Below are 18,542 nucleotides of genomic sequence, written 5' to 3'. Positions count from 1 at the left end.
GGACCTATGTTAAATTTACTAAAACGTACGTTTACGAAAAAAAATGTGTACTATGGGATTCCATATAAACTATTGAATAAAGAGCAATTGAAAAAAAAGGTTAAAGTCACTGTTGTTATGCCTGTGTTTAATGCGATGGACTACTTAGAGCGTGCAATAGATTCGGTCATTGACCAAACAATGAACGTTGACACTATAACACTCATTTTAGTAGATGATGGTTCGACAGATGAATCTCAGTCCATAATGGAAAAGTATTCTACAATGCACTCTAATATTGTATCGGTATTTCTCAGTGAAAATACAGGCACACCTGCTTTACCACGAAATTTAGGAACATACTTAGCTCAATCTACTTATATTATGTATTTAGACTCCGATGATTGGCTTGCTAGAGAAGGGGTTAGTACCTTATATGAATTAATGGAGGAAACAGGCGTTAACTTTAGTGTAGGAAAGACGATTAGAGTAGGTACTAAAAAACAAGCGATAGTCGGAAAGCATGAATCGAATAAAGTACGTAAAAAGGTTTCTCCCTATTCGATTCAACACATGTTTCATCACTTGAGTCCTTGTGGACGCATGGTTAAATTAGATGTGATTAAAGATCATGATCTTACATTTCCAGACATGAAATATGCTGAAGATAAGCAGTTTTTTATAGATGTTTTACTTCATTCTCCTGAAATATCGACTACTACAACGCCCATCTATTATATTAATCGAGATGAGGAGAATGTCTCCTTAACAAAACGCACAGATACGTTAGAGAAAATGCACACAAATGTTGAAGTTCTTAAATATGTCATGGATAAAAATTTGCCAGAAGCTAAAGAACGGCGCATTGTTAATCGCATCATCGAATTTGATTGCACAACCCGCTTGTTTGATCGCCAGCATTTTCTTGAAAGTGAAGAAAAAGATCTTTACTTTGATATTTATAGTAAGGTCATAAATACCTTTTTTTCCTATCAACGATCTTATTCACTAGAAGATAGTTTTATTAAGCCGATTAATCGCCTTATATTCCAGCTGTTTGTAGAAAACAGATATGAAGATCTTATCGCCTTAATACAATGGTCAAAAGAAGAAAAAGATAAAACGGTCATGTATGAAGACCATTTACCGTATTATTCTATAAAAAATGGAGAGTTAACACTTCCGATACCATTTTTATTCAAATCGACCGAAGTGGATCTCTTCAATAGTGCAGTGAAACTGACGGTTCAAATGGAAGGTCATTCTATACCAGCATTTCAGCAAATCAAACTTCAAAATCGTAAAGTAATTGAGGATATTCAGTATATAGATCTTCATGTGAATGTGTTAGAAGCAGGGAAAATAGAAATATACTTTAACATTGCAGATCTTGAATCATTAGCCGAAGCTACTTACGCATTTTACTTAATGTACGAAGATTATAAACAAACACTTCTTCCGTTTTTGCATAAAGAAGAGTTGCTGCTCACAATCTCGAATGATCAAGAAATTCTTGCCTATTCAACGGTTAAAGATAATTTCTCTATTAAAGTAAGACAACGAGGATAATAGAATGGTTCATAAATAGAAAGAAGGCTCCTTTCATACGATTGTTTTAGGGAGCCTTCTTTCTATTTTCTACTACAATTTTGAAATAGGCTCTTGCATCCCCTTTTAGGATGAGAGCCTATTTAGTTTTTAGTTAGTCGGACTGTAGGTAACGTCATTCATTGGCTGTTTAGCTGCATGTACTAAATCGTTTAGGGAATAGATTCTTCCATAGCGATCTTTAAAAGCAATGTGTTCATGAGAAAATTTTGTAGGTGAGTCAATGCCTGCAGCTGCGGCTAAATTAAATAATCCTTCTCGTAATGAAAGAACATAGTTGCAAACGCGGTATTTTTTTTCTTCAATGCTTAAGCCTTTTTGTAATTTTGGATCAGTGGTTGCAACGCCAACAGGACACTGATTGGTATGACAGACTTGAGCCATAATGCAACCTACATTAATCATAAAACCACGTGCAATATTAATTAAATCAGCTCCCATAGCTAGGGCAATGGCGATATGATCAGGAGAAGCTAGCTTTCCAGAAGCAATAAGCTTAACACGGTGGCGAATGCCATAGGTTTTAAGAAGTTCATCGATAATAGGAAGTGCAGCGTGAATAGGAAACCCAACGGAATCAGCTAGTTCTTGATACGTAGCACCCGTACCACCTTCACCACCATCAATGGTTATAAAGTCGGGACCTGTGTTACTTTCCTTCATATAACGCACCATTGTTTCTAATGCATCAACATCACCAACGACAATCTTCATGCCAATCGGTTTGCCTGAAACCTCACGAAGCTTTTCAATAAATTGAAAGAGAGAAGGGACGTCGTTAAAATCTTTAAAGCGATTTGGACTGTTAATCGTTACACCGGGTTCTACCATCCGAATCTCAGCAATTTTCTTAGTGACTTTATTTCCTTCTACGTGACCACCACGCGTTTTTGCTCCCTGGCCGAGTTTAAGTTCAAATGCTTTAACTTCGGGAAGATCACTTTTCTTTTTAAATTCTTCCCAAGAAAAATTGCCTTCTTTGTCTCGTACACCAAATAGACCAGGTCCGATTTGCATAATAAGATCGCCACCGCCGTCAAGATGTTCCTGAGATAGACCTCCTTCCCCTGTATTCATCCAAGTTCCCCCAGCGAGAGCAAGACCGTGTGAAAGCGCGAGAATCGCATTTTCACCAAGTGCACCGTAACTCATGCCGGATTGACCAATCATTCCTTTTACGACAAACGGATGTCGACATGTTGCGTCTCCGAGAATAATCGCGTCTTCATCTTTTAAATAGTAAGGGCTTACTTCTACTTTTTTTCGATGCTCTTTGCGGGCGAATAAATTCTCTCCGTCTACTTCATACACTTTAGAATGGACCTTCGGCTCATGATCTATGTTCATTTCTTCCGATAGTTTTGGAAATAACGTATTGCGTATATAAAATCCATCCGCTTGAAAATCACGAAGCGAACCGAAGCCGATAATCCGTTCTTTATATTTTCCAGATTTAACGATATTCTCAAATTCTTTACGTGAAAAGGGTTTGCCTTCGTTGTCATTATTAAATAAATATTGTCGAAATTCTGGGCCGACTTTTTCCGATACGTAGCGTATTTTCCCTAGCACCGGAAAATTTCGTAAAATGGCGTGTTGTTGTTGTCGATCATCCTTTATGTACAAATAAATAAATAGTGCTAGCGGCAGAATTACTACAATCCCAACTCCAATGAGTAGAATTGATAGGAGAATCGTAGACGTGGTCATGAACAGCCTCCTTATATTATTATTTAGTATTCTATTCCACTCTTTTTATAGAAAGAAACAAAAAAACGACGTACCATCTCAAATGATACGTCGCAGTGATTATTCTACATATGAACAAGCTCTACAGAAACATTTGCAAAAAAACCATTGCCCGTAAAGTTACCATCTAAATCAAATTGCCAATCATAGCAACCGGCTTCAATATGAATTAAACCAGGCATAATGTCCATTGTTATGTCTTCAATTAACGAGACATCAAGTTGTTTTGTTACAAACTCATCAGCGACTGTATAAGCAATTTTCATTAAGTTTTCATCAATTATGTTAAGATCCTTACGCTTAAATGCAATAACAACATTCATAACAGCATACTCATAAATTGTCATGTAATCATCCCCTTTTCGTTACTATCATTAGTATGACCAATAAACTATGAATCTATTCATTCATCGTTTGAAAAGGGATTTTTTTTAGGAGAGTTGATTATTTGCTTTTACAGTAATGACTGGGGTGTGCTTGACGAGATGACAGTGATCTAGTGCTCCAGCAGGTATAAGGCCAAGTGTAAGAGCTGCTTCAATTTTTTCTTTATTAGGTGTGCGTGTTGTTAGAATGCAATCTTCTAGTTGCAGTTCCTCTAATTTGTTCACTGTCGTTTCCGCGACGTAACTTTGTGAAGTTCTAATTTGACGTTGAAGTTTATAGGCCCCAACTGCAAGTTCTCCTTTTTGATGATGACCAGAGATAAAATCAAAGTGAGCATTAAATTGCTTTTTTAGTGTGGATAGTTCATTCTCAATGGCTTTTGCTTGTTTACTTAATTCGTAAAAGCGACAAACCATTTCTTCAGTAACTTGTCCATGTTTTGTTTGCAAAGCAATCTCCCCTTTAGTAAGCTTTGCTCTCATTGTATGGGGGAGGGGCGAAGTTTATGACAAGGATCCTTGTAGGAAGCAAGCATAAAAAATCATCCGCTTTAGCAATTAGCCAATGCGGATGCAGTGATGGATCATCTATTCAAATTTGTAAGTCCAAAATTGTTCACGATTAATCCGTTTTAAAACGTCTGGAACTTGCTTAGAATCTTCTTCTGCCATTGCGGCAATAAGCCATTCTGTTTGGGAACGATGGGCTTTAATCGCCTCGATCTTTTGTTGAGAGACAGAGCTAACGTCACGAATAACATCAGGTTCGCCAAGCATCTCGTAGCAATCATTAGAGAAGGCTACACAGTTAAGCGTAGGACGCTGTGCTTGAGGCATTGATTCTACAGCAGCAATTACTGCACGTGCTGTTGCTTCGTGATCAGGATGCACGCTATAGCCAGGATAAAACGTAATAATTAAAGTCGGATTAATTTCATCAATAACCCCTCTAATTCGAGCGGAAAGAGCTTCTGGATCTTCAAATTCTACCGTTTTATCTCGATAGCCCCAACACCGCAAATCATTGATATTCATGACTTTTGCAGCATTGTGTAGCTCTTTTTTTCGAATCTTTGGTAAAGATTCTCGCGTAGCAAATGGTGGGTTCCCTAAGTTACGACCCATTTCTCCAAGTGTTAAACAAACATACGTTACCGGTACGCCTCTACCCGTATGCATTGAAATTGTTCCTGAAACACCAAATGCTTCATCATCTGGGTGCGGAAAAACGACTAAGACGTGTTCATGCTGTGACATGGTGGTACCTCCTATTCAAACGGTTTCGGACTGAGTTGCAATGCAACAGCTAATTTTCCATCAGGGCTATGACCAGCGATGAGAAGTTGCCCATCTTCTGTTAGCTCCCAATGCGTTAATCCCTCTGCATATACCCAGCCTATTTCCAGTTTAAGACCGGCGCGATACGGTGCTTGATCACCTGTAATCAAGCCTCGTGTGAAATTAATTTTTGCGTTGCGAATATAAGCGCCCGCAGAAAAAAATGATTGATCAAAGTGGGAGGCGTACGCGCCGTTCGTCGTCTCCAAGTGTAAATAGACATCGCGGTTCGCAAATTGCTCAATGTGTTGTTGAACCTCATTAAGGTTAATCGGCTGCAAGATTTTCCCTCCTCATACGTTTCTTTATTTATTATACTTTACTCCTATGAAAAGCGTTAAGAAATGCGCTCAAAAAGGAGAGGAACAAACATAGTGTTTGCTCCTCACGTTCTTCCTATTATTGATTTCGATAAGCGCTATGATCTGTTGGACCGACATATTGGTTAATAGGAAATGAATGGCGAATGGCAGCTGTAATAAAGTCTTTTGCAACTGCAATAGCATCGTGGACAGGTTTGCCTTTTGCAAGTTCTGCCGCTACGGCAGATGCAAACGTACAACCAGCTCCATGAGTATACGTTGTATCAATTTTTTCAGATTCAAGGACTTCAAAAGTCTTGCCATCGTATAAAACATCGATTGCTTTTTCATGTTGAAGCTTGCCGCCGCCTTTTACAATAACGTATTTGGCGCCACCAGCTTGAATTTTTTGAGCAGCTTCTTTCATTTCATCAATTGTTGTAATAGCATTCATGCCACTAAGCTGAGCCGCTTCAAATAAGTTCGGTGTCACGACAGTAGCTTTAGGTACAAGAACATTTTGTAATGTTTCAGCTAGCTCAGGGTGAAGTGGTTCGGAACCTTTACAAACCATAACTGGATCTACTACGACCGTTTTTATATCGTATTTCTCAATAGCCTCAGCAGTGGCTTTAATAACCTCTACAGAAGCGAGCATGCCTGTTTTAACTGCATCAACACCAATGCCGCCTAGAACTGTTTTTAGTTGAGCTTTAAACAGATCAAGAGGAAGCATAAATACTTCATGAAACCATTCTCGGTCAGGATCTTGTGCTACCACTACGTTAATGGCAGTCATTCCGTAAACTCCAAGCTCTTGAAATGTTTTTAAGTCTGCTTGAATACCTGCTCCACCACTTGTATCGGAACCGGCGATTGTTAGTGCTTTAAACTTGCTCATCATTCAATCTCCTTTAATATAACTGACTTTAGATTTCTCTTTTTTTCCTTTTCATATTATATCAATTTTTTTAGCTGAGACAAAATACACAATGTTTTTGCCAGTAATAAGCCATTTATGGTTAACTTAACGTAAAAGCAGTTGCTAATCAACTAAATAAAGTAGGTGAGAGTATGTTTCGGAAGTTATTTCAACGATCCAGTAACAACGTTCCATCTGAAGAAGTAATTACTTCTCCTATAACAGGGAAGGTAATGGCAATTGAGGAAGTGCCTGATCCTGTTTTTTCTCAAAAGATGCTTGGTGACGGTGTAGCAATCCTACCGGCAGAAGGAAATGTGTACGCTCCCATCGATGGAGAAGTCATTCAAGTCTTTCCTACCAAACACGGTATTGGCTTGAGAGGCCGCCAAGGAATTGAGCTGCTTATTCATGTTGGACTGGATACGGTTATGATGAAAGGAGAAGGATTTAACGCTCATGTAGAAGAAGGAGAGCGTGTTTCTGCAGGTCAGCTTCTCTTATCGTGTAATCTTTCTCTGATCGAAGAAAGAGCAAAAAGTACAATCACAACACTTACTATTACGAATGGTGAAAAAGTTGGGTTGATGGATAAATACTTAAATCATCAAGCTGTTGCCAACGAAACAGTGATCTTACGATTGAAGGAAATTAAAGACTAAAGTTAAGGTGGAGAACAGAGACGAAAAGCATTGTGCTTCGTCTCTGTTTTTTTGATGTATTGAAAACCCCTGGCTATGCCGGGGGTTCTAAAAAGCTTCAAGCGTGGTATTAAAAAAACCTCACTTCATGATAAGCTAAAGTTGGTTTCCCGGCCACTTCACTCATCATAAAAGGAGGTATGTCCTTGTGAAGGACATGAATCAGTTTAGCACACAGGACATGGAATTGTAAGTACCACATCGTATTCGTACCAATATATAGAAGACAAATTATATATGGAAAATAAAGAAAGAATATCGGTCAAATGATCCGAAACTTATGTGAATGCAAGGGAGTCGTCATTCATGAAGCCAATGCATGCAAAGACCACATTCATATGTTGGTGAGCCACCTAAATGAAGCGTATCTCAATTTATGTGTTACTTAAAAGGAGAAAATATTCTGATGATTTTCAATCGACATGCGGATTTAAAATATCGCTATAGGAATTGGTGTTAAAAGAATTATTTTTTTTCAATTAAAGTAATAGCATCTTTTGAATCATTTGAATTAACTATATAAGTGTCGGTGCTGTCACCTATGTATTTTAAAACAATTTTATTTTTAACTTTTGCCATGTATAAACCTCTTTCATCTCCTTTTTTATCGAAGAGTATTTTTATATCGTAATCATATTTCCCAGAATCATATTTTTCTTTGCTTGCATTTTTTAACATGTTTTTAAATATTTCGATTTCCTTAGCTTTGTTAAATATTTTATAATCTTCTTTTTGAATTTTTGATACTCGGACTTCTTGTAAATCTTTTATTCTTTCATAAGTTGGCATTTTTTCTCCTTGTTCATTTTTGTCTTTAGCTTGATCTTGACATGCTACTGATAGCAAAAATAAACATAAAAAACTTACTATTAAAAAAATATTTCTCATTTGAAAACCCTCTTCCACTTTGTGTTTATTTTTCCATTATTAATATAACATAATTTATTTTTTATGCTATATAAATAATGTTAAATATTGGTATATAGAATACATACGAAATCAGCTCGTAGAAGGTTTTCGTGCAGATCAGTTAACGTTATTTGAAGAGTATGACCCGTTCACCGGACAGAAAAATAAAAAGAAGTAAGGAAATTCTTTAGAATTAGTGAGCGAATGTGGTGCAAAAGGGAGATCTCTTAAGGGGGCCTTTAAGGCCGGGTAAGCGAGGCTTTTAGCCGCAGAGCAAACCACCAGTTTCCACTGGTGGTTTTGATTAAATGTACGCTGTCCTCTCTGCTTAGGAAAATTCACCAACTAATGACATGAATCATACACTGCACTAACACTTGCAAAGGGTGGAGATAGCTGTGGGATGCATAGTGAACATCTATTATTTAAAGGTGAACAGCTTAGCGAGCAATAGCTCTTTAAATCTAGGCTCAACATTGCATAAAGACAACATGACCAATAGTAAGTCAGTCGGAGATAACTATTCATCAGGCGACTATTCTCCAACGGAAGCGATCATGAAAAATGTAATGAATGATCAGGATATCAATGATCAAGGGCAAAGCGCTAATAGTGAGGATGCAGAATAACGGTAGGAGGAAGCTAGATGCCTTATTTATTTAATATCTTTAATATTAAAACAAACGGTGTTACGATGAACGGAAACGTTGATATCGGTCCAACGGTTCATAATAGCCATACAGCTAATACGAAGTCAGTAGGCTCGACCATGTCTCTCGGAGATTTTTCTCCGTGTACTGGATTTATGGTTAATAGCAATATTGATCCAGATGTAAGCGATCAAGATCAAATTGCGAACCCATCTGCACCAGTAGTAGGTCAGTTGTAAACAGATTCAACAGGATGTCCAATCCATTTTACAGCTTTTCCATAAACTAAAGGAAAAGAGGTAAAGGATGGGGCAACCGTGCAATTTTCATTTAATATAAAAAATGTTGTGACGAATGGCATTACCCAGAACGGAAATATTGATATTGGGAGCAGCTTGCAAAACAGTCATACTGCCAATACGAAATCGGTAGGCGCGGTATTTACGTTTGGCGATTGTTCAGATGCTTGTGCCTACATGATTAATCTTAATGAAGACAACGACGAAAATGATATGACTGATTATGAATAGCAAAGATCGAGGCTGCCGTCTTAAAGGGAGTCTCTTTTTCTGTAAAAATGGTTTGTTATGCGACTGATTTTTATTGATTGAAGGTTGAATCTCGTTAGTAGTACTACTATATTATGGGTCATGAGCTTTAGAATATAGTCAGATTTATCGAAACTGTGAAAAAAAGACTAGTCTCTTTAATAAAAAGTGATAAAATAAGGGGAGAAATTGAAAGCGATTTCATCATGAGGGTACAGAGGTGAAAAAATGGGACAAAACAATCAAGAATTAAGAAGGAATTTACAAGCGCGTCATTTATTTATGATTTCATTAGGTGGAATTATCGGAACGGGGTTATTTGTAAGCTCTGGTCAAACGGTTTATAATGCAGGCCCTATCGGTGCTATAATTGCCTACATTGTAGGTGGCTTTATTATGTATTTAACGATGCTTTGTTTAGGAGAGCTCTCTGTTGCCATGCCGGTTGCAGGTTCTTTTCAAACGTATACAACGAAGTTTATAGGACCAGGTACAGGCTTTGCTGTCGGCTGGCTTTATTGGTTTGGTTGGGCCATGACGGTGGCATTGGAATTTTTTAGTGCTGCTGCCTTAATGGAACGGTGGTTTCCAAATGTTCCAACTTGGATATGGTGCATGGGCTTTGCCGTCATTATGTTTGGCTTAAATGCGCTTTCTGCGAAAGCATTTGGAGAAGCTGAGTTTTGGTTTTCAAGCATTAAAGTTACCGCTATTATTCTCTTTATTTTGTTAGGTCTTGGTGCGATGTTTGGTGTTGTGAATATGAGTGGCGGTCATGCTGCTCCTGGCTTTTCAAATTTCGTAGCAGAAGGCTGGTTCCCACATGGATTCGGAGCTGTATTTATTACGATGCTTGCTGTTAACTTTTCGTTCCAAGGAACCGAGTTAATTGGAATTGCAGCAGGAGAGAGTAAGAACCCGGAAGTAACGATTCCAAAGTCAATTCGTCAAACGGTATGGCGTACATTGCTTTTCTTTGTTTTAGCCATCGGAATCGTGTCTGCATTATTACCACTTACGGAAGCAAAAGAAGTAGGAAGCCCATTTGTTGAAGTCTTTGATCGAATTGGTGTACCGTATGCGGCGGATATTATGAATTTCGTCGTGTTAACGGCATTACTTTCTGTAGCGAACTCAGGATTATATGCAGCAACACGCATGCTGTTTTCTTTATCAAAGGAAGGAATGGCAAGTCCGAAGCTCGGTAAGCTAAACAAGCGTGGCATTCCTATGAATGCATTGTACATTACGTTGGGGATTGCGCTGTTGTCATTATTGTCCGCATTTTTCAAAAACCAAACAGTATTTAATTGGTTGCTGTCGGTAGCGGGTATTGGGGCACAAGTAGGCTGGATTGCTATTACAGCCTCGCAACTTGCTTTTCGACGGAAGTATGTAAAAGACGGCGGGAAAGTAGCAGATTTAAAGTTTAAAACACCGTTTTATCCATTTTTACCAGCCGTTGCTTTGATCCTTAATTTAGGCGTACTTGTGAGCATGGGCTTTAATGAAGAACAACGTCTTGGACTGTATCTAGGTGTCGGCTTCTTTAGTTGCTGTTATATTTATTACTTCTTATTTATTCATAAGAAAAAAAAGCACCAATCTCAACGAAAACAAAACGTCATGTAGCGTACAAATGATTAACGATTTCTTTGCACACGATTTCAGTTGTGTAAGGAGATCGTTTTTTTTATTTGCATTAAAGGTATGAATTTTTTCTTATTTTCCCAACATTAACTTCCATTGACAATAGCAATGAAGTACCGTAGGATAGAAACGACCTTTATTGCATAAAAGCGTTTAAGTGATTGTGTACTAATATAGAGAAAAGTTCGAGGAGAGAAGATAGATGAATCAAAGAATGAAAGCGCCAGCGGTTGTTTTACTACTAGTATTAATTGTAGCCATTATGTTTTCTAGCTTAGTGTTACTAAAAGTAGAACCGCATATTCCTTTGTTTTTTTGTATTATGATCACGAGTATATTTGCTCTTGTTTCAGGAGTGAAATGGAAACAGATTGAAAAGGGACTCATCGCCGGAATTGTGAACGGAATTCAACCCCTCATGTTGCTTTTCATGATTAGTTTTGTTATTGCGAGTTGGATGATGAGTGGAGCTGTTCCGACGTTACTCTATTATGGTATGGGCTTTATTAAACCCGAATGGTTTGCTATTAGTGCCCTTTTTATTACCATTCTTGTATCTACCTTCACAGGTAGTAGCTTTACGACGGCAAGTACAGTAGGTGTTGCACTGATGGGAATCGCTCATGCACTCGGTGTAAATCCAGGACTTGCAGCGGGAGCCATTGTATGTGGTGCCTGTTTCGGTGATAAGATGTCTCCATTATCAGATTCCACGAATTTAGCTTCTGGAACAATTGGAGTAAACTTATTTAATCATATTCGACATATGATGTGGACAACCGTCCCAGCACTGATTATAACCGCCATTATTTTTGTGTTTGTTGGTCATCATTCAAGCGGTGCCTCTCTTGACCAATTAACTGAAATGAAACGAGTATTAGGGAGTCATTTTACGATTACGCTTTGGACGCTTTTGTCACCATTATGCGTCATGATTCTGGCATTTCGAAAAGTGTCCATTATTCCGACCTTGATGATTGGTGTCGTAACAGCAATCGTTACAACATTTTTTGTAAACGATACACTAACACTTAGTCAAATCATCAATACGCTTCAAAATGGCTTGCAAATGAAAACGGGTAATGTGGCAGTAGATGCAATTATTAATAAGGGTGGATTGCTTCCGATGATGTGGTCTGTCTCTTTAATTATGATTGCCCTTGCCTTAGGTGGCCTGTTACAATCGCTCGGCTTGCTTGATTTGTTGTTAAAGTCAGCAGGAGGAGCAATGAAAAAGACAGGTCATTTGATTGCAATGACAGCTGCGACTGGATTAGGTGTAAATTTATTAACAGGAGAGATGTATCTGTCCATTTTATTACCTGGTCAATCCTTTAAAAAATATTATGAGCAGCATAATGTGTCATTACTTAACTTATCACGCACAATGGAAGATGCGGGTACGTTAATTAACCCACTCGTTCCATGGAGTGTAAGTGGTGCCTTTTTTGCAGCAACACTTGGTGTGTCAGCGCTTGACTATATTCCGTTTGCTTTTCTATTGTATTTATCACCTTTATTTACTCTAATCTATGGCTATACAGGAATCGGACTTGCTTCTAATGAAAAGAAGTAATCACTCGTTACTAGTGAACGAAGATTGAAAGTCGGATGAGCCAGTGATATAGTTAAAAAAAGGAAGAAAGACAGCGGAGGAGAAGCTATGGCCTATACGATTAAAGATGTAGCGAAAGAAGCAGGGGTATCTGTAGCCACTGTCTCAAGAATCCTCAATGGATTACCTGGCTATTCTGTGAAAACAAAAGAAAAAGTAATGCAGGTTATTGGTGAAATGGGCTATCAACCAAACGCAATTGCGCGAGGTTTAATTAATAAACGAACGAAAACAATTGGCGTTTTATTACCAGCCGTATCTGATCTATTTGCATCGCTAGTGTTAAGTGGAATTGAAGATCAAGCACACGAACTCGACTACAGCGTCATGATTTGTAATACGGATCAAGACGGTGTCCGCACGATGAAATATTTACATGCGCTTCGAGAAAAGCAAGTTGACGGCATTTTATTTATTAGTGAGCAATTGAAGAAAGAATATTATGATGCGGTCATTGCTATGCAGTTACCGATGGTTCTTGTGGCGACGACGTCTCCATATAATGTTCCGTTTATAAAAGCAGATGATGAAAAAGCGGTATATGATGGTGTTACTTACATGTTAGAACAAGGTCATCGTGCAATTGGATTACTTGCTGGAACAAAGGGTGATCCAATCGCTACAGAACCGAGAATGAAAGGGTATGAACGGGCTTTAAAGAGCTATGGACTTCTAGTAGAACAGAAAAGAATCGTCTATGGAGACTTCGGTTTTGCCTCTGGAGTAACAGGAGCTGAAGCATTAGTCAAACAAGACCCTAGTTTAACCGCCATTTTTTGTTGTAGTGACGAAATGGCAGCGGGAGCTCTTTCTTACCTTTATTCTCAAAATATAGCTGTACCCCAACAAGTTTCCATTATGGGTTATGATGATACGAAGATGGCTGAAATGACGATTCCGCCTTTAACGACGATTAGTCAACCATTGTATGAAATGGGGAAGCAGTCTGTAACGATGTTATTACAGCAAGAAGAGCAACATTGGATCATTATGCCTCACTCTATAACCGTAAGACAGACTGTAAGCGCTCGAACATAGTAAAAAAAGTACCTCCTCATTTAAGAACATGAGGAGGTACTTTTTTTACTATCTGCCAATTTGATTCGTGTTCGGATGAATTCCTTGCTGACCAGGTACCCAGTTTGCTGGGGTGGCTGTGTTTGTCGTTGTTGCATAATGAAGTGCTTGCACGATTCGAAGTAACTCATACGTATTACGGCCAACCTCTTCTGGATAGAGAATTAGAATGGACGCTCGTTCTGCAGCTCCCTTTTCTTCGTTTAACACCTGATAGGCTTTTGAAATACTGTGATTGCGATCGCTTATGAGTGGATATTGAACTTTACTAGCAAGAGGTGACGTCTCTTTAAATACTTTATGAGCGTGAATGAGATTCTTGTGAAAGGCAGGTGCATGAAAAAGCGATGCGCTTTCGTGTAATTTTGCCCTTGATTGTCTTTGCATACGTCACCCCCTCTCTATAGACGATGTATGCAGGGATTGGCGAATGTATGTGGCCGGTTATTTAACCACCACAGCCACAGCCACTTCCTCCAGCAGTAGGTGGTGGCGTTAAATATGAAGATGTTGGTGCTTGTGTTGGCTGGTAGGGCGGACTAAATGATTGTGCAGGCGGTGTCGGTTGGGAATACCACCCTGGGTTATAGCCGGCGCCCATACCAGGATAATAGGTACCAGGTGAGCCATATCCATAGGAAGCAGGATTGTAGTAACCAGGAAATCCTTGTCCGTAGCCAGCTGAGGCATATTGTCCATGCGGATATGGGTTTTGCCCATAATAGTAAGGGTACATGTCATCATTCCTTTTTATTTTAATCATTGTTTCTTTTATTCTTCCTCTTGAATGTCTATATAGTGTGAGGTTGGAAGCTTTTTCTTAATCCGTATTTTTAATAAACCATCTTGAAATGTGGCGGTAACGTCCTCTGTTGTTAATTCAAATGGTAATGGAATTAAACGTTCTACACGTTTGTGTGATTGATTTGCTGATGTAAGCGATGTTGATTCATTCGTAAGTTTCGTAGATTCAGTAGCAAAGGCAATGACACGTAACGCGCGATCCAGCACTTCAATTTGAATTTGTTTTTGGTCATAACCGTCAAGTCTAGCCGTTGCAATATATTCTGTTCTTGTTTCATGAACATCTAAAGGAAATGAAAGATGATCTACAAAAGAAGCGTAATGTTCAAAACTCTTATCAATAAATGACTCTAGTGATTTAATCCACGTACTGATCGTTTGTTCATTGAAAATGGAAGAAAGGGGTGAATCATTGTCTTTGGCCATGTGCTCATTGCTCCTTCCTGTTATGCATTGCCAGCAACATTTGAATCAAAGGCATCTGTGTCTAACGTATTTGTGGCACTAATAAGTGTTCCTGTTTGCAAAAAATTACCGGTGTTGCCACCACCTGCTCCGGCATACGACTTACTTGCGCTTTTTGGATTAATGACGAGGGCATCGCCGAAATTTACGATGCCGTCGGCTGCAACCGATGAGATTGTTACAGGTCCAACGATGAGAGAAGGCAAGGGATGACCTCCTTTTCTTTTTCTTTAGCGTATGTATAAAAAAGAAAAGAGTGAAACGGCAAAGGTTCCAGAGTAAGGGTGAACACCTATGTTTCTATGTGCATACAGTAAAGCGAAGTGTTATAAGCAAGGGGGGACCGTTTGTATGCCAGGCATTGTTGGTACGATATCCATTGCCTCTGTTGCTAATAGCTCTGTCGTTCATGTCGGGGACGTACAAACGATTACCCCGATCAGTACAGCAAAAACGTTTGCCGGGGCAGGATCATTTAATACAGGGGATCATATTCGAACGAATACACACTATAACGAAACAAACACGATGGATGATGACGTAGTAGACGATTCTGTAGCATTAAACAATTAGAATCAAGAGAGTTAGTATTCACAGGAAAATAATTGGAGTATTCGGCATAACGTGTTATAAGGAGATGATGCTATGCCGGATACGTATGATCAATACTATCTCATACAGCAAATGCAAGGGCAGCTACAATGTCTGAATGATAAAGTTTGTATGTTAGAAAAGAAGCTGTCTGATGTTACCGAACAATTAAAAAAAATACAGTCACAACCGGCCACTCAAATTCAATACTCCTTTGATCAATTAAAAATTGAACGGTTAGATGGAACGTTGAATATTGGTTTAAGTGGTTCGGATCAGAATGGTAAAGATTTAGTAGAGGATTTTACAGTGGGCGGGGAGTCCATCATGACTGGACAGAGAGAGGAACTGGAAATTACTACCCTTCATGAATATAAAGATATTTTACATGCACTGGAGCATTATTTAACGGCAGAGGTAGCCATTGATATTCAAAAGATTGAAAATGAACATCAGTATCGTTTAGATTCGACCTATCATGAGTTAATGGTCAATGATATACGGCAGCAACTGCCAAAAAGACTTCAACATTATTTAGTAAAGTATCCACCAAAAACGAACGAGGAAGTTCTGTTTGTTGAAAATAAGGTTAAAGGTGATATTTATAAAGGAATGGAGCATTTTTTAATGGGTTTAAAACGCAATGCCATTGGGGGCGATTTAAATGAAGTACGAAGTGATCAACCACGAGACGAAGGTTCATAACATTTTAATTCTTGGGGTGAGCATATCGGCTCTTGTTTTAATTGGTGATACCAATTACATTACCTTGTCTTCCATATTTGATACACCTCCCGAAAGCCTTGTGGTAGGGACCGTACTCGTACCAATGTAGAGGGGGGGGCTATATGTTACCGAGATTAGCTCAAGTACAGCACATAAAGCTTAATTCGGTTCTTTTATCTTCCGTTGTCAATGTAGGTGACACGGGAGAAATTCGTTCCCAAGCTAGAGCCATTGCTCTGCAAAAATTCACGCCAACCTTTTCGCAAGAGTTAGTAAAAAAGGTTGATTTTGCAAATTATCAAACTTTTCAAATTCCAAGACCACAACCCACTCAACCAAATGGTGTGCAGATGAGTATCGAAAATCGTTATCCTGTCATTGAAGTCGGTTCGATTCGAATTATAGGGATGTCCACGTGCGGCATTTTGCATGTTGGAAATGTGGGTGAGGTTGATTTGGAGGCACGGGTAAAGCAAATTCGTGAGTATGAAAGTAACCCAGATACTAATAGTTTAGCGATTGTTCCTTTTGCGCGAGATGCTAGTACAAAGGAGGAGGAGGAATGAATTTATTTGTCAATCAAACAATTACCATTTATCAATTAAAAGTTCAAGGCATTCAGAACTCCTCCGTTATGCAAATCGGAAGTGCGGGTATGATTCGTCCGGTATCTAATCTTTACAATACGGGGGCTTATACAGGAGCAGCTCCACCAATATCGCCGCCATTGCCACAAACCGTTCAGCTTCCAGCTCCTTCATAATGACAAAGAAAGGAGGTACTGGATATGGATTCTTGGAAACAAATGATGGAGTGGAAGAAATTTGCTGATCAATATCTTGGACAAAACTTTTTTGGACCGTATCAGCAACCGGAGCAAGCACAATCGGAGCATAGAAATGAAAAAGAAGACGTTGATTTTCCGGCTGTTAATATATATGAAGCAGGTAATGAATTGTTATGTATTGCTGCAATCCCGGGGCTAGATAAAGCAGAAGATGTTGACGTATATGTGGATGATCGCTCTATCCATCTAAAAGGTAAAACACATTTAGTCGGAGGTAAGTATAAACCTACGAGAGAGGAATTTGGATCCGGGGCCTTTAATCGTGAGGTAGTTCTTCCTTATCGCGTGCGTAGCGATGCAATTGGAGCTACGTATAAGAAAGGATTTCTATACGTTAAGTTGTTACGTGTACCTGAAGAACAACAAAAGCCTCGAAAGGTGGACATTCGCCGTTTTGACGACTAAATCACCCTATAAAAAAGCGAAAATTGCTTTTTTATAGGGTGATTTTCGCTTCACATCTCATAGGGCACTATTCTTGTTTAATGGGAGGTTCTTCCTCGGGACCAACTTCTGGAGAATAGGTAATTTGTTTTAAATCATGTTCGTTTGCAATGGAGCCTCCTCCCATACCCTCATTAATCATTCGATCAATGTCTACATAAAATTCTTTTCGGCCTTCACAATCTTTATCATTTGTCATTTGAATCCCTCCTTTATCACCTATAATTTCCAAAATGGAAAGTGATTACACTGGTAAAAAAAAGAGAGAACACGTTGTATAAGGTTTGCCTTTTCCATAAATTCTCTAAATTCATAACATTTTATTAAATTTGTAAGAAACAAAGGAAATACTTAAGAATGTATCGTATAGTTTAAGTAAAAAATGATAGAGTATGAAAAAAGCGAAGGAGCTAAATGATGAATAATCACGAAATAGATTACAAAATATATGGCAGTGATATGCAATTTGTTGAAGTTGAATTAGATCCTAGTGAAACTGTAATTGCTGAAGCTGGAGCTGTCATGATGTTGGAAGAAAATATCGTTATGGAAACGATTTTTGGAGACGGATCTGCTCAAAAGTCTGGTTTTATGGGGAAACTTTTTTCGGCAGGTAAACGATTGTTAACAGGAGAAAGTTTATTTATGACAACGTTTACGAATGAGGGCAGTGGGAAAAAGCATGTCTCGTTTGCGGCGCCGTATCCAGGTAAAATTATTCCGATGGATTTAAGTGTTTACAATGGGAAAATCATTTGTCAGAAAGATGCTTTTTTAGCAGCAGCTAAAGGCGTTTCAATCGGCATTGAATTACAACGAAAAATTGGTGCAGGTTTCTTTGGTGGCGAAGGCTTTATTATGCAAAAGCTCGAAGGAGATGGCATGGCGTTTGTGCATGCGGGAGGAACTTTGCATGAAAAGAAACTCCAACCAGGAGAAGTATTGCGGGTCGATACAGGTTGTCTTGTCGCTATGACTCAAGATGTGGAGTATAATATTGAATTTGTAAAAGGAGTAAAAACAGCACTGTTTGGTGGCGAAGGCCTCTTTTTTGCGACATTGCGCGGACCAGGAACCGTTTGGGTACAATCCCTTCCATTTAGCCGCTTAGCAAGCCGTGTATTTGCTGCGATTCCTCAATCTAAGGATGAAGGAAGTGCTTTAAAAGGAATTTTCAATATTGTAGATGGTGATTAAATGTAAGACAGCACTGCTAAGGAGCAGTGCTGTT

General features: G+C 38.8%; 26 protein-coding genes and 2 pseudogenes. 16 read left to right on the top strand and 12 right to left on the bottom strand.

The genetic code is table 11. The features are described from left to right. Positions 1-6 precede the first annotated feature (6 nt). Positions 7-1,548 (top strand): glycosyltransferase family 2 protein, encoded by a 1,542-nt coding sequence (locus tag A374_RS13580; protein ID WP_007202798.1) that lies wholly within the window; start codon positions 7-9, stop codon positions 1,546-1,548. 129 nt (positions 1,549-1,677) lie between these two features. On the opposite strand, the gene A374_RS13575 is transcribed toward A374_RS13580, so the two are convergent. The 6 genes from A374_RS13575 to pdxK all read right to left on the bottom strand — a co-directional run bounded on the left by A374_RS13575 (position 1,678) and on the right by pdxK (position 6,263). Further along, the gene (locus A374_RS13575; protein ID WP_007202797.1) at positions 1,678-3,297 is read right to left on the bottom strand and encodes an FMN-binding glutamate synthase family protein; all 1,620 of its coding nucleotides are present in this window, start codon (positions 3,295-3,297) and stop codon (positions 1,678-1,680) included. Between the two features lie 104 nt (positions 3,298-3,401). After that, entirely contained in the window at positions 3,402-3,683 is a 282-nt protein-coding gene (locus A374_RS13570; RefSeq protein ID WP_007202796.1) for a hypothetical protein, read from the bottom strand. A gap of 84 nt (positions 3,684-3,767) precedes the next feature. Beyond that, positions 3,768-4,172, bottom strand: coding sequence for a hypothetical protein (locus A374_RS13565; RefSeq protein WP_007202795.1), 405 nt, complete (start codon positions 4,170-4,172; stop codon positions 3,768-3,770). A gap of 138 nt (positions 4,173-4,310) precedes the next feature. Beyond that, positions 4,311-4,979: a bacillithiol biosynthesis deacetylase BshB2 gene (gene bshB2, locus A374_RS13560; protein ID WP_007202794.1), complete on the bottom strand. Its 669-nt coding sequence runs from the start codon at positions 4,977-4,979 to the stop codon at positions 4,311-4,313. A gap of 11 nt (positions 4,980-4,990) precedes the next feature. Then, positions 4,991-5,341, bottom strand: a complete 351-nt coding sequence (locus A374_RS13555) for a YojF family protein (protein ID WP_007202793.1) — start codon at positions 5,339-5,341, stop codon at positions 4,991-4,993. 118 nt (positions 5,342-5,459) lie between these two features. Beyond that, complete coding sequence (gene pdxK / locus A374_RS13550) at positions 5,460-6,263, bottom strand: pyridoxine/pyridoxal/pyridoxamine kinase (RefSeq protein ID WP_007202792.1); 804 nt, start codon at positions 6,261-6,263, stop codon at positions 5,460-5,462. 173 nt (positions 6,264-6,436) lie between these two features. Here pdxK and A374_RS13545 point away from each other — a divergent pair, with 173 nt between their 5' ends. Next, positions 6,437-6,946: a PTS sugar transporter subunit IIA gene (locus A374_RS13545; RefSeq protein ID WP_007202791.1), complete on the top strand. Its 510-nt coding sequence runs from the start codon at positions 6,437-6,439 to the stop codon at positions 6,944-6,946. A gap of 196 nt (positions 6,947-7,142) precedes the next feature. Next, a pseudogene (gene tnpA / locus A374_RS20105) lies at positions 7,143-7,442 on the top strand (IS200/IS605 family transposase); the annotation flags it as partial. A gap of 8 nt (positions 7,443-7,450) precedes the next feature. Here tnpA and A374_RS13540 read toward each other — a convergent pair. Continuing rightward, positions 7,451-7,873, bottom strand: a complete 423-nt coding sequence (locus A374_RS13540; RefSeq protein WP_007202790.1) for a hypothetical protein — start codon at positions 7,871-7,873, stop codon at positions 7,451-7,453. Between the two features lie 419 nt (positions 7,874-8,292). Here A374_RS13540 and A374_RS13535 point away from each other — a divergent pair, with 419 nt between their 5' ends. From A374_RS13535 to A374_RS13510, 6 genes are all read left to right on the top strand, one after another. Continuing rightward, entirely contained in the window at positions 8,293-8,523 is a 231-nt protein-coding gene (locus A374_RS13535) for a spore germination protein (protein WP_007202789.1), read from the top strand. A gap of 17 nt (positions 8,524-8,540) precedes the next feature. After that, positions 8,541-8,783: a spore germination protein gene (locus tag A374_RS13530; RefSeq protein ID WP_007202788.1), complete on the top strand. Its 243-nt coding sequence runs from the start codon at positions 8,541-8,543 to the stop codon at positions 8,781-8,783. A 78-nt stretch (positions 8,784-8,861) separates the two neighbouring features. After that, positions 8,862-9,074, top strand: a complete 213-nt coding sequence (locus A374_RS13525; protein ID WP_007202787.1) for a spore germination protein — start codon at positions 8,862-8,864, stop codon at positions 9,072-9,074. Between the two features lie 246 nt (positions 9,075-9,320). Then, complete coding sequence (locus A374_RS13520; protein ID WP_007202786.1) at positions 9,321-10,724, top strand: amino acid permease; 1,404 nt, start codon at positions 9,321-9,323, stop codon at positions 10,722-10,724. 220 nt (positions 10,725-10,944) lie between these two features. After that, a complete protein-coding gene (gene nhaC / locus A374_RS13515) occupies positions 10,945-12,318 on the top strand; it encodes a Na+/H+ antiporter NhaC (protein WP_007202785.1) in 1,374 nt (457 codons plus the stop codon). 87 nt (positions 12,319-12,405) lie between these two features. Continuing rightward, positions 12,406-13,395, top strand: coding sequence for a LacI family DNA-binding transcriptional regulator (locus A374_RS13510; protein ID WP_007202784.1), 990 nt, complete (start codon positions 12,406-12,408; stop codon positions 13,393-13,395). A 48-nt stretch (positions 13,396-13,443) separates the two neighbouring features. On the opposite strand, the pseudogene A374_RS13505 reads toward A374_RS13510, so the two are convergent. The 4 genes and pseudogenes from A374_RS13505 to A374_RS13490 all read right to left on the bottom strand — a co-directional run. Beyond that, positions 13,444-13,746: pseudogene (locus A374_RS13505) on the bottom strand (redoxin domain-containing protein); the annotation flags it as partial. Positions 13,747-13,882: 136 nt separating this feature from the next. Then, entirely contained in the window at positions 13,883-14,197 is a 315-nt protein-coding gene (locus A374_RS13500; RefSeq protein ID WP_007202782.1) for a hypothetical protein, read from the bottom strand. 8 nt (positions 14,198-14,205) lie between these two features. Further along, the gene (locus A374_RS13495; protein ID WP_007202781.1) at positions 14,206-14,664 is read right to left on the bottom strand and encodes an Hsp20/alpha crystallin family protein; all 459 of its coding nucleotides are present in this window, start codon (positions 14,662-14,664) and stop codon (positions 14,206-14,208) included. Between the two features lie 20 nt (positions 14,665-14,684). After that, entirely contained in the window at positions 14,685-14,909 is a 225-nt protein-coding gene (locus tag A374_RS13490) for a spore germination protein (protein WP_007202780.1), read from the bottom strand. A 145-nt stretch (positions 14,910-15,054) separates the two neighbouring features. Between A374_RS13490 and A374_RS13485 the strand changes: the two genes are divergently transcribed. From A374_RS13485 to A374_RS19575, 6 genes are all read left to right on the top strand, one after another. Beyond that, on the top strand, positions 15,055-15,276 hold the full coding sequence (locus A374_RS13485; protein WP_007202779.1) for a spore germination protein: 222 nt from the start codon (positions 15,055-15,057) through the stop codon (positions 15,274-15,276). 72 nt (positions 15,277-15,348) lie between these two features. Then, on the top strand, positions 15,349-15,999 hold the full coding sequence (gene gerPC, locus A374_RS13480; protein WP_007202778.1) for a germination protein GerPC: 651 nt from the start codon (positions 15,349-15,351) through the stop codon (positions 15,997-15,999). Continuing rightward, a complete protein-coding gene (locus A374_RS21460) occupies positions 15,959-16,129 on the top strand; it encodes a spore gernimation protein GerPD (protein ID WP_083842034.1) in 171 nt (56 codons plus the stop codon). The genes gerPC and A374_RS21460 overlap by 41 nt, the downstream gene beginning before the upstream one ends. Before the next feature lie 13 nt (positions 16,130-16,142). Further along, positions 16,143-16,586, top strand: coding sequence for a spore germination protein GerPE (locus A374_RS13475; protein WP_007202777.1), 444 nt, complete (start codon positions 16,143-16,145; stop codon positions 16,584-16,586). Next, positions 16,583-16,783: a spore germination protein GerPB gene (locus A374_RS13470; RefSeq protein ID WP_007202776.1), complete on the top strand. Its 201-nt coding sequence runs from the start codon at positions 16,583-16,585 to the stop codon at positions 16,781-16,783. The genes A374_RS13475 and A374_RS13470 overlap by 4 nt, the downstream gene beginning before the upstream one ends. A 24-nt stretch (positions 16,784-16,807) precedes the next feature. Continuing rightward, entirely contained in the window at positions 16,808-17,272 is a 465-nt protein-coding gene (locus tag A374_RS19575) for an Hsp20/alpha crystallin family protein (RefSeq protein WP_007202775.1), read from the top strand. Positions 17,273-17,339: 67 nt separating this feature from the next. On the opposite strand, the gene A374_RS20925 is transcribed toward A374_RS19575, so the two are convergent. Beyond that, entirely contained in the window at positions 17,340-17,510 is a 171-nt protein-coding gene (locus A374_RS20925; protein ID WP_169314001.1) for a hypothetical protein, read from the bottom strand. A 218-nt stretch (positions 17,511-17,728) separates the two neighbouring features. Here A374_RS20925 and A374_RS13460 point away from each other — a divergent pair, with 218 nt between their 5' ends. Further along, complete coding sequence (locus A374_RS13460; protein ID WP_007202774.1) at positions 17,729-18,508, top strand: TIGR00266 family protein; 780 nt, start codon at positions 17,729-17,731, stop codon at positions 18,506-18,508. The last annotated feature ends 34 nt before the right edge of the window (positions 18,509-18,542 follow it).

Source organism: Fictibacillus macauensis ZFHKF-1 (genome assembly GCF_000269865.1).
Lineage (GTDB): Bacteria > Bacillota > Bacilli > Bacillales > Fictibacillaceae > Fictibacillus_C > Fictibacillus_C macauensis.
This window is presented reverse-complemented; position numbering and strand designations above follow the sequence as displayed.

Excerpts from the sequence above, each read along its gene's own strand:
- A374_RS13580 (WP_007202798.1), top strand. The coding sequence starts at position 7 with ATGTTAAATTTACTAAAACGTACGTTTACGAAAAAAAATGTGTACTAT.
- A374_RS13575 (WP_007202797.1), bottom strand. The coding sequence starts at position 3,297 with ATGACCACGTCTACGATTCTCCTATCAATTCTACTCATTGGAGTTGGG.
- A374_RS13570 (WP_007202796.1), bottom strand. The coding sequence starts at position 3,683 with ATGACAATTTATGAGTATGCTGTTATGAATGTTGTTATTGCATTTAAG.
- bshB2 (WP_007202794.1), bottom strand. The coding sequence starts at position 4,979 with ATGTCACAGCATGAACACGTCTTAGTCGTTTTTCCGCACCCAGATGAT.
- pdxK (WP_007202792.1), bottom strand. The coding sequence starts at position 6,263 with ATGAGCAAGTTTAAAGCACTAACAATCGCCGGTTCCGATACAAGTGGT.
- A374_RS13545 (WP_007202791.1), top strand. The coding sequence starts at position 6,437 with ATGTTTCGGAAGTTATTTCAACGATCCAGTAACAACGTTCCATCTGAA.
- A374_RS13540 (WP_007202790.1), bottom strand. The coding sequence starts at position 7,873 with ATGAGAAATATTTTTTTAATAGTAAGTTTTTTATGTTTATTTTTGCTA.
- A374_RS13530 (WP_007202788.1), top strand. The coding sequence starts at position 8,541 with ATGCCTTATTTATTTAATATCTTTAATATTAAAACAAACGGTGTTACG.
- A374_RS13520 (WP_007202786.1), top strand. The coding sequence starts at position 9,321 with ATGGGACAAAACAATCAAGAATTAAGAAGGAATTTACAAGCGCGTCAT.
- nhaC (WP_007202785.1), top strand. The coding sequence starts at position 10,945 with ATGAATCAAAGAATGAAAGCGCCAGCGGTTGTTTTACTACTAGTATTA.
- A374_RS13510 (WP_007202784.1), top strand. The coding sequence starts at position 12,406 with ATGGCCTATACGATTAAAGATGTAGCGAAAGAAGCAGGGGTATCTGTA.
- A374_RS13500 (WP_007202782.1), bottom strand. The coding sequence starts at position 14,197 with ATGATTAAAATAAAAAGGAATGATGACATGTACCCTTACTATTATGGG.
- A374_RS13495 (WP_007202781.1), bottom strand. The coding sequence starts at position 14,664 with ATGGCCAAAGACAATGATTCACCCCTTTCTTCCATTTTCAATGAACAA.
- A374_RS13485 (WP_007202779.1), top strand. The coding sequence starts at position 15,055 with ATGCCAGGCATTGTTGGTACGATATCCATTGCCTCTGTTGCTAATAGC.
- gerPC (WP_007202778.1), top strand. The coding sequence starts at position 15,349 with ATGCCGGATACGTATGATCAATACTATCTCATACAGCAAATGCAAGGG.
- A374_RS21460 (WP_083842034.1), top strand. The coding sequence starts at position 15,959 with ATGAAGTACGAAGTGATCAACCACGAGACGAAGGTTCATAACATTTTA.
- A374_RS13475 (WP_007202777.1), top strand. The coding sequence starts at position 16,143 with ATGTTACCGAGATTAGCTCAAGTACAGCACATAAAGCTTAATTCGGTT.
- A374_RS13470 (WP_007202776.1), top strand. The coding sequence starts at position 16,583 with ATGAATTTATTTGTCAATCAAACAATTACCATTTATCAATTAAAAGTT.
- A374_RS19575 (WP_007202775.1), top strand. The coding sequence starts at position 16,808 with ATGGATTCTTGGAAACAAATGATGGAGTGGAAGAAATTTGCTGATCAA.
- A374_RS20925 (WP_169314001.1), bottom strand. The coding sequence starts at position 17,510 with ATGACAAATGATAAAGATTGTGAAGGCCGAAAAGAATTTTATGTAGAC.
- A374_RS13460 (WP_007202774.1), top strand. The coding sequence starts at position 17,729 with ATGAATAATCACGAAATAGATTACAAAATATATGGCAGTGATATGCAA.